Consider the following 14,214-nt stretch of genomic DNA (forward strand, 5'->3'; position numbering starts at 1 on the left):
ATAACTATCCCCCTGATTTTCGATCCACAAGATGAACTGACCATGATGAAAGAGTCGCTCTGCCGCATTATTGCGGGTGAACTTCAGGCCAGAGCCGAACAGGTAGAAGCTGCCGTTCGCCTGCTTGATGAAGGGAACACCGTGCCGTTTATTGCACGTTATCGTAAGGAAGTCACCGGCGGTCTGGATGACACGCAGCTGCGAAACCTGGAGACCCGTCTGGGCTATCTGCGCGAGCTGGAAGACCGACGTCAGGCGATCCTCAAATCTATCGGCGAGCAGGGCAAGCTGACCAGTGACCTGGAAAAAGCCATTAACGGTACCCTGAGTAAAACCGAGCTCGAAGACCTCTATCTGCCGTACAAACCGAAGCGCCGCACGCGCGGGCAGATTGCGATCGAAGCCGGCCTTGAGCCACTGGCCGATCTGCTGTGGAACGAGCCGTCTCACGATCCGGAAACCGAAGCCGCCAAATTTATCGACGCCGATAAAGGCGTAGCGGACACCAAAGCCGCGCTGGACGGCGCGCGCTATATTCTGATGGAGCGCTTCGCCGAAGACGCGGCGCTGCTGGCCAAAGTGCGTGATTACCTGTGGAAGAACGCGCATATCGTCTCCACCGTGGTGTCCGGCAAAGAGGAAGAAGGCGCGAAATTCCGCGACTACTTCGATCACCACGAACCCATTTCTACCGCGCCGTCTCACCGCGCGCTGGCGATGTTCCGCGGCCGTAACGAAGGCGTGCTGCAACTCTCCCTGAATGCCGATCCACAGTTTGACGAGCCGCCAAAAGAGAGCCACTGCGAGCAGATCATTATCGACCATCTGGGCCTGCGCCTGAACAACGCCCCGGCGGACAGCTGGCGCAAAGGCGTGGTGAGCTGGACCTGGCGCATCAAGGTGCTGATGCACCTCGAAACCGAGCTGATGGGCACCGTGCGCGAGCGCGCCGAAGACGAAGCGATCAACGTCTTCGCCCGTAACCTGCACGACCTGCTGATGGCGGCGCCAGCTGGCCTGCGCGCCACCATGGGTCTCGATCCGGGTCTGCGTACCGGCGTGAAGGTGGCCGTGGTTGACGGCACCGGCAAGCTGGTTGCCACCGACACCATTTACCCGCACACCGGTCAGGCAGCGAAAGCGGCTGTCGTCGTCGCCGCGCTGTGCGAGAAGTACAACGTTGAGCTGGTTGCCATCGGTAACGGTACGGCGTCCCGAGAAACTGAACGTTTCTATCTCGACGTGCAGAAGCAGTTCCCGAAAGTGACGGCGCAGAAAGTGATCGTCAGTGAAGCGGGGGCATCTGTCTATTCCGCCTCGGAACTGGCAGCGCAGGAGTTCCCGGATCTGGACGTTTCCCTGCGCGGCGCGGTCTCTATCGCCCGTCGTTTGCAGGATCCGCTGGCGGAGCTGGTGAAGATTGACCCGAAATCCATCGGCGTGGGCCAGTATCAGCACGACGTGAGCCAGACGCAGCTGGCGCGTAAGCTGGATGCGGTAGTGGAAGACTGTGTTAACGCCGTCGGCGTGGACCTGAACACCGCTTCCGTGCCCCTGCTGACCCGCGTGGCGGGCCTGACCCGTATGATGGCGCAGAATATCGTCGCCTGGCGTGATGAAAACGGTCAGTTCCAGAACCGCCAGCAGCTGCTGAAGGTGAGCCGTCTGGGGCCGAAAGCATTTGAGCAGTGCGCGGGCTTCCTGCGCATCAACCACGGCGATAACCCGCTGGATGCTTCTACCGTTCACCCGGAAGCCTATCCGGTTGTCGAGCGTATCCTGGCCGCCACCCGGCAGGCGCTGAAAGACTTGATGGGCGACAGCAGCGCGCTGCGTAACCTGAAAGCGGTGGATTTCACCGACGAACAGTTCGGCGTGCCGACGGTCACCGACATCATCAAAGAGCTGGAAAAACCGGGCCGCGATCCGCGCCCTGAGTTTAAAACCGCGACCTTTGCTGAGGGCGTAGAAACCATGAACGACCTGCTGCCGGGCATGGTGCTGGAGGGGGCGGTAACCAACGTCACCAACTTTGGCGCGTTTGTGGATATCGGCGTGCATCAGGATGGTCTGGTGCATATCTCTTCCCTCGCCGACAAGTTCGTTGAAGATCCGCACACCGTGGTCAAAGCGGGCGACATCGTGAAGGTGAAAGTGCTGGAAGTGGATCTCCAGCGCAAGCGTATTGCCCTGACCATGCGTCTGGACGAGCAGCCGGGCGACACTAACGCGCGCCGTGGCGGTAATGGCGGTGGCCGTGAACAGCAGCGTCCGGCAGCGAAAGCCGCGAAGCCACGCGGACGTGACGCACAGCCAGCGGGCAACAGCGCGATGATGGATGCGCTGGCAGCGGCGATGGGTAAGAAACGCTAATGCTGTAAATGCCCGGTGGCGCGACGCTTACCGGGCCTACGGTTTTGTAGGCCGGGCAAACGCAGTGCCGCCCGGCAAGCAGGCCGCAGGGAATTAAAATAAATATGTTGTATCCATATTTAAACCACGAATTATCACCTCATTAACAAATAGCCCTCTTTTTATTTTCACCTCAATTTCGAAAATATTGAGCAAGGTCAAGCAGACCGCAAATTAATACGATTAACAACATCCCGTCACATTTTTATTATTGCTGATAAAAACTATTCTCATTATCATCGCAGTGTAGATTATTTAACCTATCGTGGAATCAGGCGCTATGCAATTCACTCCAGACAGTGCGTGGAAAATTATCGGTTTTACCCGTGAGATAAGCCCGGCCTATCGGCAGAAGCTCCTGTCACTGGGCATGCTACCCGGCTCATCATTCCAGGTTGTGCGCGTTGCGCCGTTGGGCGATCCAGTTCATATCGAAACCCGACGCGTTAATCTGGTTCTGCGTAAAAAAGATCTCGCATTAATTGAAATTGAATCTTTATCCCGTTAACAAGCCAGCGGTTTCAGTGAGTCTACTACAATGAAAAAATTAACTATTGGCTTAATTGGCAATCCTAATTCCGGCAAGACAACCTTATTTAATCAGTTAACTGGCGCACGCCAGCGTGTGGGAAATTGGGCAGGCGTGACGGTTGAACGCAAAGAAGGCCAGTTCACCACGACAGATAATCAGGTCACGCTGGTTGATTTACCGGGGACCTATTCCCTCACCACGATTTCATCCCAGACCTCTCTCGATGAGCAAATTGCCTGCCACTATATTCTGAGCGGCGACGCGGATCTGCTTATCAACGTGGTGGATGCCTCTAACCTCGAACGAAATCTGTATCTCACGTTACAGCTGCTGGAGCTGGGTATTCCCTGCATCGTGGCGCTTAACATGCTCGACATCGCGGAGAAGCAAAAGCTGCGCATCGACGTCGATGCCCTCTCCGCCCGTCTGGGCTGCCCGGTGGTTCCGCTGGTTTCCACCCGCGCTCGCGGCATTGACGCCCTGAAGCTGGCGATTGACCGCCACACGGGCAATGCCGACGTCGAACTGGTGCACTACGCCCAGCCGCTGCTGCGCGAAGCCGGGCAGCTGGCGCAGGAGATGGATAACAGCATGCCCGCCAGACAACGTCAGTGGCTTGGCCTGCAAATGCTGGAAGGCGATATCTACAGCCGCGCCTACGCAGGCGATGCGGCGGATAAGCTGGATGTCGCACAGGCTCGCCTTAGCGACGAGCTGGATGACCCGGCCCTGCACATTGCGGATGCGCGCTATCAGGCCATCGCCGCTATCTGTGACGTGGTCAGCAATGCATTAACCGCTGAACCCAGCCGCTTCACCGCCGCCGTGGATAAGATTGTGCTCAACCGCTTCCTCGGTTTACCGATCTTTTTACTGGTGATGTATGTGATGTTCCTGCTCGCCATTAACATCGGCGGTGCATTACAACCTATCTTTGATGGCGGCTCTGTCGCTATCTTCGTGCACGGTCTTCAGTGGCTGGGCTACACCCTCCACTTCCCGGAATGGTTGACCATCTTCCTTGCGCAGGGGATCGGCGGCGGGATCAATACCGTCCTGCCGCTGGTGCCGCAGATCGGCATGATGTACCTGTTCCTCTCCTTCCTTGAGGATTCCGGTTACATGGCGCGCGCCGCCTTCGTGATGGACCGCCTGATGCAGGCGCTGGGGCTGCCGGGCAAATCCTTCGTGCCGCTGATTGTCGGCTTTGGCTGTAACGTGCCGTCAGTCATGGGCGCGCGTACGCTGGATGCCCCGCGCGAACGCCTGATGACCATCATGATGGCGCCGTTCATGTCCTGCGGCGCGCGGCTGGCGATCTTCGCGGTCTTTGCCGCGGCGTTCTTTGGTCAGGAAGGAGCGCTGGCCGTCTTCTCCCTGTATGTGCTGGGTATCGTGATGGCTATTCTCACCGGCCTGATGCTGAAGCACACCATCATGCGTGGCGAAGCGTCGCCGTTCGTGATGGAACTGCCGGTTTATCACGTTCCGCATCTGAAAAGCCTGATTATTCAGACATGGCAGCGCCTGAAGGGCTTCGTTCTGCGCGCCGGTAAGGTGATTGTGGTGGTCAGCATTTTCCTGAGCGCCCTGAACAGCTTCACTCTGAGCGGCCAGGCCGCGGACAACATTAATGACTCTGCCCTGGCCTCCGTCAGCCGGATCATTACGCCGGTCTTCAAACCGATTGGCGTTCAGGAAGACAACTGGCAGGCAACCGTGGGCCTGTTCACCGGCGCGATGGCAAAAGAGGTGGTTGTCGGCACCCTGAACACGCTTTACACCGCGGAAAACATCCAGGAAGAGGAGTTTAATCCGGCAGCGTTCAACCTCGGCGATGAACTGCTAGGCGCGGTGGAAGAAACCTGGCAGAGCCTGAAAGACACCTTCAGCCTGAGCGTACTGGCGAACCCGATTGAAGCCAGCAAAGGCGACGGCGAAATGGCGACCGGAGCAATGGGCGTGATGGGCCAGAAATTTGGCAGCGCGTCGGCGGCCTACAGCTACCTGATCTTCGTCCTGCTCTATATTCCGTGCATCTCGGTCATGGGCGCCATTGCCCGTGAGTCCAGCCGCGGCTGGATGGGCTTCTCCATTCTGTGGGGGCTGAACATTGCCTACTCGCTGGCGACCGTGTTTTATCAGGCCGTCAATTACAGCCAGCATCCGCGCTACAGCCTGGTCTGTATCCTCGCGGTGATCCTGTTTAACGTGATGGTGATTGGCCTGCTGCGCCGGGCGCGTAGCCGCGTTGACGTTAACCTGCTGGCAACGCGCAAAACCCCGACGACCTGCTGTAGCAGCCCTGCGGGCCACTGTCACTAAGGGGAAGAAAGATGGCATCGTTGATTCAGGTTCGTGACTTACTGGCGTTACAGGGACGAATGGAGGCGAAGCAGCTCAGCCTCAGCCTGCATACGCCGCAGCCGATGATCGATGCCATGCTGGAAAGGCTGGAGGCCATGGGGAAAGCCGTGCGCATTCAGGAAGAGCCGGACGGTTGTCTGTCCGGCAGTTGTAAGAGTTGTCCTGAAGGTAAAGCCTGTCTCAGGGAGTGGTGGACGCTTCGCTGATAAAACCGGACAGCGCCGAACAAAACTCAGCAGGATGAGAGATGAACGGCGCATGTGCCGCTTTGGCAACCACCATTGATTTACTCTCCGGCCACAGCGCATCCAGCAGCGGAACCACCTTGCGCGGAACCAGTCCATCCAGATAGCCATAAATACGCAGATGCGGCACCGTTAAAGACGCCAGCGGCTCGCGCAGATCGGCCGTTTTCAGGATTTCCAGCCCTCCGTTCAGCACCTCAACCTCCGGCATCGGCAGAGAAAGCACCGTCTGCTTCAGCGTCCGCGCATCCTGACGGACGGTTTCTGTTCCCATCGTCTGTAATGCCAGGAAACGCTCCACCGTCCGCTGGAAGTCTTCGCTCAGCTGATGCTGGAACCCGGCCAGCACCTCAGGTTTGATGCCCGGCCACGCCTCGCGGGCGCTGAAACAGGGTGATGAGGCAACGGTGATCAGCGCCTGGACCCGTTCAGGATGGCGCAGCGCAATCTGGCTTGCCACCAGTCCGCCCAGGCTCCAGCCGAGCCAGACGGCTTTTTGCGGCGCCGCTTCCAGAACCTGCTCCGCCATGTCGTCAAGCGTCATCGCGCCGTAGCCGCGGCTGCGGCCATAGCCCGGTAGATCCACCAGGTGTACCGTGAATTGCGAGGCCAGTTCCTCACTTATGCAACGCCACACTTCGGCGTTCAGTCCCCATCCGTGCAGCAGCACAAGATGACAATTTCCCGTCCCAACGGTCTGCCACCACAGCGTCTTCATCAGTTAACGTTCTCTTTTTTCACATGGAGGTTGCGTATGCTAACAGTGCCCGGCTTGTGCTGGCTATGCCGAATGCCACTTGCGATGAGCGCGTGGGGCGTCTGTTCCGTTTGCACGCGAGCGCTGGGTTACCTGAAGGGCTGTCCGCAATGCGGCTTGCCTGCCGTAAGCCAGACGCTCCCCTGCGGCCGTTGCCTGAAAAAAGCGCCGCCGTGGAGCGCGCTGGTGGCGGTGGATGATTACGTTTTGCCGCTGAGTCGTCTGGTTCATCAGTTTAAGTTTTCCAGCCAGACTGCACTGGCGCAGCCCCTGGCACGCCTGTTGTTACTGGCGGTATTACAGGCGCGAAGAACGCGCGGGCTGCCGCCGGTCGACACGCTTGTGAACGTGCCACTGTTTCAGCGTCGGCACTGGCGGCGGGGATACAATCAGAGCGACCTGCTGTGCCGTCCGCTCGCCCACTGGCTGGGTTGCCGGTACCCAGCCTCTACGCTGAAACGTACTCATGCCACTGCCGTTCAGCACCGGCTCAACGCCCGGTCGCGCAAAAGGAACCTGAAAAACGCCTTTCGCCTTGAATTGCCGGTCAACGGCCTCCATATCGCGATTGTGGATGATGTCGTCACCACGGGCAGTACCGTGGCTGAACTTTCCCGACTGCTTTTGCAAAGCGGCGCCGCGTCAGTTCAGGTATGGTGTCTGTGCCGTACCTTGTAGCCCTTCTTCAATGGGCGTATGATTATACCCAGGTAATTTAGTCAACTATTAGGCCAAAGCTATGATCCGTATTTCCGATTCTGCACAAGCGCACTTTGCCAAACTGCTGGCAAATCAGGAAGAAGGGACGCAGATCCGCGTGTTTGTGATCAATCCAGGCACTCCGAATGCAGAATGTGGTGTCTCTTATTGTCCTCCGGATGCTGTGGAAGCAACTGACACTGCCCTTAAATTTGAACAGCTCACCGCGTACGTTGATGAGCTGAGCGCGCCGTATCTTGAAGATGCGGAGATTGATTTCGTCACTGACCAGCTGGGTTCTCAGCTGACGCTGAAGGCGCCAAACGCGAAGATGCGTAAAGTTTCTGACGATGCCCCGCTGATGGAGCGTGTGGAATATCTGCTGCAATCGCAGATCAACCCGCAGCTGGCCGGCCACGGGGGACGTGTTTCCCTGATGGAAATCACCGAAGATGGTCTGGCGATCCTGCAATTCGGCGGCGGCTGTAACGGCTGCTCCATGGTTGATGTAACCCTGAAAGAAGGGATCGAGAAGCAGCTGCTGAACGAATTTCCGGAACTGAAAGGCGTGCGCGATCTGACCGAGCACCAGCGCGGCGAGCACTCTTACTACTGATTCAGTCCCCGTCTGTATTGCCCGGTGGCGCTGCGCTTACCGGGCCTACTTTTTCTTGCCTCCCCCTCTGTATGTTGACCTGCGTCTCATAATTCAAATTTTGCCTCCCTGGGTGATTCTCAATCACCGCATGTTACCCGTATCATTCTCGTGGGCACTCAACACCCTTATAACAGCCGACTAAACTTAACGTTTTCGCAGGCATCAGTATGAGTGCCGTTAACACTCTGTTCCCAGTTGGGACAACCGGAATTTGTCGTTGAAACAATGACGTTACCCATAACAATTCAAAGGCCAGGTCAATCATGCCATTAGTCATCGTCGCTATCGGTGTTGTGTTATTACTGCTCTTGATGATCCGCTTCAAAATGAACGGATTTATCGCTCTGGTTCTGGTGGCACTTGCAGTCGGTCTGATGCAGGGAATGCCGCTGGTTAAAGTTATCAGCTCCATTAAAGCCGGTGTCGGCGGTACGCTCGGCAGCCTGGCGCTGATCATGGGCTTCGGCGCCATGCTCGGTAAAATGCTCGCGGACTGCGGTGGCGCACAGCGTATTGCCACCACGCTGATCGACAAATTTGGTAAGAAGAACATTCAATGGGCGGTGGTGTTAACCGGTTTTACCGTCGGTTTCGCGCTGTTCTATGAAGTGGGCTTCGTGCTGATGCTGCCGCTGGTGTTCACCATCGCCGCTGCCGCCAACATCCCGCTGCTGTTCGTGGGTGTGCCGATGGCTGCGGCGCTGTCCGTCACCCACGGTTTCCTGCCGCCGCATCCGGGCCCAACGGCTATCGCCACCATCTTCCATGCCGATATGGGTAAAACCCTGCTGTTTGGTACGATTCTGGCGATCCCGACGGTGATTCTGGCAGGCCCGGTGTATGCGCGCTTCCTGAAAGGCATTGATAAGCCTATCCCGGAAGGGCTGTACAGCGCCAAAACCTTTACTGAAGAAGAGATGCCAGGCTTTGGCGTCAGCGTCTGGACCTCACTGGTACCGGTGATCCTGATGGCGATGCGTGCCATAGCAGAGATGGTTCTGCCGAAAGGTCACGCGTTCCTGTCCGTTGCGGAGTTCCTGGGCGACCCGGTGATGGCGACGCTGATTGCGGTCCTGATCGCCATGTTCACCTTCGGTCTTAACCGTGGCCGTTCCATGGATCAGATCAACGACACGCTGACTTCTTCCATCAAAATCATTGCCATGATGCTGCTGATCATCGGCGGTGGCGGCGCGTTCAAGCAGGTGCTGGTCGACAGCGGCGTGGATAAATACATCGCGGCCATGATGCATGAAACCAACGTCTCCCCGCTGCTGATGGCATGGTCTATTGCCGCGGTGTTGCGTATCGCGCTGGGCTCTGCGACCGTTGCGGCGATTACCGCGGGCGGTATCGTTGCGCCGCTGATTGCGACCACGGGCGTCAGCCCTGAGCTGATGGTTATCGCGGTTGGTTCCGGGAGCGTGATTTTCTCCCACGTGAACGATCCGGGCTTCTGGCTGTTCAAGGAGTACTTCAACCTGACCATCGGTGAAACCATCAAGTCCTGGTCCGCGCTGGAAACCATCATTTCGGTGTGCGGTCTGATCGGGGTGCTGCTGTTGAATATGGTGGTTTGATGTAAAAAAGCCGGGTGGCGCTGACGCTTACCCGGCCTACATTCTATTCCCTCTCCCTCTGGGAGAGGGTTAGGGTGAGGGTGAAACTACCGCTTCTTACCCACCGCTTTTCGCCGCTTGTCCAAATCCTTAATCAACCTGTTCACCCCGTCATCGGCAAACATCGCTTCAAGCGTTGTGGACAGCTTGCGGCGCCAGTTTTTGTACTGATAGCTGGTGCCGGGGATGTTTACCGGCTCCGCCATATCAATCCAGTCTTCCGGTTGCAGACCGAGCAACGCGCTGTTGCTGTCGGCAATATAGCGCTGTAAGCCACGGTTAAGCGTTGGCGTCATCGACATCAGCGACGCCTTATGCCCGGCGCGCTTCGGCAGACAGCCATGCTTATGCAGCGCATCCAGCAGCCCCTGCTTCGCCAGCTCGCGATCCTGATACAGCCCACGCAGAACCTCTTCATCCGGGTAGAGACCCAGCGTTTTGCCGAGCGTCAGGTCGCCGCTTTCCCAGTAGCCTCTGAGCGTAGGAAGATCATGCGTCGTCGCGACTGCCATTGACTGTTCAGGGTACGCTTTCGGCGCGCGGAAGGTTTTCTCATGGTCGTTTTCAAAATAGAGCACTTTGTAGGAGTAAACCCCGCTGTCGCGGAGCTTGCTGACAATTTCCACCGGCACGGTACCGAGATCTTCGCCAATCACCATGCACTGATGACGTTTACTCTCCAGCGCGAGAATTGAGAGCAGGTCGTCCACCGGATACTGCACGTACGCCCCGTGGTCAGCCGTTTCACCGTACGGGATCCACCACAGGCGCAGCACGGACATCACGTGGTCGATACGCAACGCGCCGCAGTTCTGCATGTTAGCGCGCAGCAGGTCGATAAACGGCTCGTAGGCACGCGCCGCCATCACGTGCGGATCCATCGGCGGTAAGCCCCAGTTCTGACCAAGCGGGCCCAGAATATCCGGCGGCGCCCCCACAGAAGCTTTCAGGCAGTAAAGTTCACGGTCACACCAGGTTTCCGCCCCGCCTTCCGCCACGCCGACAGCCAGATCGCGATACAACCCGATCGGCATGTTATAGCCCTGGCTCACCTGCCAGCAGGCGGCAAACTGGCTGTACGCCAGCCACTGCAACCAGAGATAGAAATCCACCTCGTCGGCATGCGTCTCACAGAATGCCTTCACTTCCGGGGTATCAACGGACTGATAGGCTTCCGGCCACACCGGCCAGCCCCAGCGCATCTCGTCCTCCTGAACCTGATACGCATGCAGCGCATCAAACGCTGCCTGCCAGTAAAGGCTCTCACCTTCCTGCATCACAAACTGGCGGAAGGCTGCCATCTGCTCGTCGTCACGCTTCGCAAAGCCCTTCCAGGCCAGACGCAGAGCCGCCATTTTCAGCGCGGTAACGGAGGCGTAATCAACCCAGTCCGCATCGCGGGCCTGTTTCAGCAGCTGTTGCGTGGTCTCAAGCTTCCACCACGCCTGCGCCTCTTTGCTGTTTTTGAAATCGTCTAACGCGTTAACGTCGATGTAAATCACGTTCAGCCAGCGACGGGAAGACGGGCTGTACGGGCTGGCGCTTTCCGGATTCGCCGGATAGAGGGCGTGGATCGGGTTGAGGCCGATGAACGCGCCGCCGCGCTCACCAACAGATGCCAGCATCTTTTTCAGGTCGCCGAAATCGCCAATGCCCCAGTTGCTGTCCGAACGCAGGGTATAGAGCTGCACGCAGGCGCCCCACAGCTTTTTGCCTTCACGCAGCGCCTGCGGCTCATAGCAGCGCTTTGGCGCCACAATCACCCGACAGTGAAAACGCTGGTCGTCCCGGGTAAGCGTAAGCGTGTGGTAGCCCTCCGGCAGCTTCGCCGGAAGGTTGAGGGTTTTGCCGCCGGTGGCATGGCCTTTGTGCTGATGCCCCTCTTCGGTGGTGAGCAGCCAGCTGAACTCGCCGCGCCCTTCCACCGCCAGCGGCATCTTTTTGCCCGCGGTAAAGACCTTGACGTTCGGCACCGGCGCACCCGACGCTTTCGCGTCGGTTTTGTGCATGGCATCCAGCAAACGTCTTTTGGTGTCCGCACCAATAGACTGCGGTTTGCCGTGCGCATTGATGTAACTGAGGCTAATTCCCGCCGCCTGCGCGGCACTGTCCAGACGTTTACTCTCCATCGCGCTTCCTTAGCGTTTTGCCTGCCAGATACGAGCCTGATAATCACGGATTGAGCGGTCAGAGCTGAACATACCGCAGCGCGCGGTGTTCAGGATACACGCGCGGGTCCAGGCATCCTGGTCGCGATACAGCACGTCGACCTGCTTCTGCGCTTCAACGTAAGCCGAGAAGTCAGCCATCACCAGGTACGGGTCGCCGCCCTGTTTGTCCATGCTGTGCAGCATCTGGTCAAACGCGTGCTTGTCGCCGTCGCTGTACTTCCCGCTTTCCAGCTCTTTGAGCACCGCATCCAGCACTTTATCTTTTTTACGCCATTTCACCGGGTCGTACCCTTTGGCTTTGATGGCTTTCACTTCTTCAACAGTATGGCCGAAGATAAAGATGTTCTCTTCGCCGACCTTCTCGGCGATTTCGACGTTCGCACCGTCCAGCGTGCCGACGGTCAGCGCGCCGTTCAGGGCCAGCTTCATGTTGCCGGTACCGGACGCTTCTTTACCGGCGGTAGAGATCTGCTCGGAAATATCCGCCGCCGGGATCAGCATTTCAGCCGCAGAAACGCAGTAGTCCGGCAGGAACACCACCTTCAGCTTGTCGCCCACTTTCGGATCGCTGTTGATCGCCGCCGCCACTTTATTAATGGCAAGGATAATGTTTTTCGCCAGGTAGTAGCCCGGCGCCGCTTTCGCACCGAACAGGAACACGCGCGGGACGCGGTCGGCCTGCGGATTCTCGCGGATCTCTTTGTACAGCGCCAGAATGTGCAGCAGGTTCAGGTGCTGACGTTTGTACTCGTGCAGTCGTTTGATCTGGATATCGAAAATCGCATTCGGGTTGATCTCAATCCCGGTACGCACTTTCACGAACGCCGCCAGGCGAACCTTGTTCTCCAGCTTGATCGCGCGGTACTGCTCGCGGAACTTCGCGTTGTCGGCCTGTTTTTCCAGGTTGATGAGCTGGTCCAGGTCGTTGGCCCACTCTTTCTTCAGGGTCTTGTCCAGCAGACCGGCCAGCAGCGGGTTGCACTGCTTGATCCAGCGGCGCGGCGTGATGCCGTTGGTCACGTTATGGAACTTAGTCGGCCACAGCTGGTGGTATTCCGGGAAGAGATCTTTCACCACCAGATCCGAGTGCAGCGCGGCCACGCCGTTCACCGCAAAGCCGCTGACCACGCACATGTTCGCCATGCGCACCTGCTTGTCGTGCACAACGGCCAGCTTCGCCCAGACGGCCTTATCGCCCGGCCAGGTTTTCTCCACCAGCGTTTTGAACTGGTCGTTAATCTTGTTGATGATCTGCATATGGCGCGGCAGCAGCGTTTTCACCAGCTTCTCATCCCAGCACTCGAGCGCTTCCGGCATCAGGGTGTGGTTGGTGTAGGCGAAGGTGCGGCTGGTGATGGCCCAGGCGTCGTCCCAGCTCAGCTGATGCTCGTCGATCAGCACGCGCAGCAGCTCCGGGATGGCAATGGTCGGATGCGTGTCGTTAAGCTGAATAACTTCGAAGTCCGGCAGCTGAGCCAGCTTGCGGCCCGCCAGGTGGTGGCGACGCAGAATATCCGCCACGGAGCAGGCGCACTGGAAGTACTGCTGCATCAGACGCAGCTTTTTACCCGCCAGATGATTATCGTTCGGGTAGAGGACTTTGGTCAGCTTCTCGGCGTCGATCCCCTGCTGCTCGGCGCGCAGGAAATCACCGTCGTTGAATTTGGTCAGGTTAAACGGATGCGCGTGCTTCGCCTGCCACAGGCGCAGCGGCTGCGCCACGCCGTTACGGTAGCCGAGTACCGGCAGGTCCCAGGCTTCACCGGTAATGGTGAACGCCGGTTCCCAGAGTCCCTGCTTCGTGACTTTCCCGCCAATCCCGACCTGCACATCCAGCTGCGCGTTGTGGCGGAACCACGGATAAGTATTGCGGTGCCAGTCGTCTGGCGCTTCCATCTGATGGCCGTCGGCAAATGACTGACGAAACAGGCCGTACTGATAGTTCAGGCCATAGCCAATCGCCGACTGGCCCACGGTTGCCATGGAATCCAGGAAGCAGGCTGCCAGACGTCCCAGACCGCCGTTACCCAGCGCCGGATCAATCTCTTCTTCCAGCAGATCGGTCAGGTTGATGTCGTGTTCTTTCAGCACGTCACCGACCTCCTGATACCAGCCAAGGTTCAGCAGATTGTTACCCGTCAGACGGCCAATCAGGAACTCCATTGAAATGTAGTTGACGTGACGCTGGCCTTTCACGGGCTTCGTCACAGGCTGAGCGTCCAGCTGCTCTGCGAGCGCCCCGCTCACCGCCTGCCACCACTGGTGAGGCGCCATTTCGTTTGCAGCATGAAGGCCAAAACGCTGCCACTGACGCGTCAGGGCAGCCTGAAATTGAGCTTTGTTGAAAGTAGGCTGTGACATAGGGAATCGGCATCCTGTAGAGAGTAAAAACATTTAACGCTAGTGTGCCTGGCTCATTGCGCCTCTTCCTCCTCCTGTCGGGGATTAGACAGGGAGGAGTAGCGGGGATGAGCATAAAAGTGTGATCGAGGCCACTGTGTGAGTGTGCGCTTCGCTGAAAAAGCGATCCCGGAAGAGCGTCAAAGAAATGAAATGCAGTTTCGGAGGAAATTAATCATCGCTGAAATGATTACTTACGTAGAATAATATTTCCGCGCGTCGCGATTATTCAGCACCCCTATTAAGCCGATGCAACTTTCCCCGAAGTTAATTAACTTCAGCGTCATTATCTCTTTCTGAAACCAGTTTCAGCGCAACCGCGACTTATGCACACAAGCCAGAAGCAGCGCGGCA

At 57.8% G+C, this 14,214-nt stretch carries 10 protein-coding genes; 7 read left to right on the forward strand and 3 right to left on the reverse strand.

Annotated elements, in window-relative coordinates; all coding sequences use genetic code 11:
* Positions 1 to 42 precede the first annotated feature (42 nt).
* From ACQG1Y_RS21850 to feoC, 4 genes are all read left to right on the forward strand, one after another.
* Positions 43 to 2,373 (forward strand): Tex family protein, encoded by a 2,331-nt coding sequence (locus ACQG1Y_RS21850; protein ID WP_015571440.1) that lies wholly within the window; start codon positions 43 to 45, stop codon positions 2,371 to 2,373.
* 319 nt (positions 2,374 to 2,692) lie between these two features.
* A complete protein-coding gene (gene feoA / locus ACQG1Y_RS21855; protein ID WP_015571441.1) occupies positions 2,693 to 2,920 on the forward strand; it encodes a ferrous iron transporter A in 228 nt (75 codons plus the stop codon).
* A gap of 30 nt (positions 2,921 to 2,950) precedes the next feature.
* On the forward strand, positions 2,951 to 5,269 hold the full coding sequence (gene feoB / locus ACQG1Y_RS21860; RefSeq protein ID WP_368740834.1) for a Fe(2+) transporter permease subunit FeoB: 2,319 nt from the start codon (positions 2,951 to 2,953) through the stop codon (positions 5,267 to 5,269).
* Between the two features lie 11 nt (positions 5,270 to 5,280).
* A complete protein-coding gene (feoC, locus tag ACQG1Y_RS21865; RefSeq protein WP_017384148.1) occupies positions 5,281 to 5,517 on the forward strand; it encodes a [Fe-S]-dependent transcriptional repressor FeoC in 237 nt (78 codons plus the stop codon).
* Here feoC and bioH read toward each other — a convergent pair.
* Entirely contained in the window at positions 5,492 to 6,274 is a 783-nt protein-coding gene (bioH, locus tag ACQG1Y_RS21870) for a pimeloyl-ACP methyl ester esterase BioH (RefSeq protein ID WP_368740835.1), read from the reverse strand. The two genes, feoC and bioH, sit on opposite strands and share 26 nt — an antisense overlap.
* 36 nt (positions 6,275 to 6,310) lie before the next feature.
* On the opposite strand from bioH, the gene gntX reads away from it, so the two are divergent.
* The 3 genes from gntX to gntT all read left to right on the forward strand — a co-directional run bounded on the left by gntX (position 6,311) and on the right by gntT (position 9,250).
* A complete protein-coding gene (gene gntX / locus ACQG1Y_RS21875; RefSeq protein ID WP_033488063.1) occupies positions 6,311 to 6,991 on the forward strand; it encodes a DNA utilization protein GntX in 681 nt (226 codons plus the stop codon).
* A gap of 61 nt (positions 6,992 to 7,052) precedes the next feature.
* Entirely contained in the window at positions 7,053 to 7,628 is a 576-nt protein-coding gene (gene nfuA / locus ACQG1Y_RS21880) for a Fe-S biogenesis protein NfuA (RefSeq protein ID WP_003861601.1), read from the forward strand.
* 305 nt (positions 7,629 to 7,933) lie between these two features.
* Positions 7,934 to 9,250 (forward strand): gluconate transporter, encoded by a 1,317-nt coding sequence (gene gntT / locus ACQG1Y_RS21885; protein WP_047728578.1) that lies wholly within the window; start codon positions 7,934 to 7,936, stop codon positions 9,248 to 9,250.
* 86 nt (positions 9,251 to 9,336) lie between these two features.
* On the opposite strand, the gene malQ is transcribed toward gntT, so the two are convergent.
* Both malQ and malP read right to left on the reverse strand, forming a co-directional pair.
* On the reverse strand, positions 9,337 to 11,418 hold the full coding sequence (gene malQ, locus ACQG1Y_RS21890) for a 4-alpha-glucanotransferase (RefSeq protein WP_047728576.1): 2,082 nt from the start codon (positions 11,416 to 11,418) through the stop codon (positions 9,337 to 9,339).
* 9 nt (positions 11,419 to 11,427) lie between these two features.
* Positions 11,428 to 13,821 (reverse strand): maltodextrin phosphorylase, encoded by a 2,394-nt coding sequence (gene malP, locus ACQG1Y_RS21895; protein WP_368740836.1) that lies wholly within the window; start codon positions 13,819 to 13,821, stop codon positions 11,428 to 11,430.
* Between the last annotated feature and the right edge of the window lie 393 nt (positions 13,822 to 14,214).

This window comes from Enterobacter cloacae complex sp. 397G4 (assembly GCF_050031515.1).
GTDB lineage: Bacteria > Pseudomonadota > Gammaproteobacteria > Enterobacterales > Enterobacteriaceae > Enterobacter > Enterobacter hormaechei_C.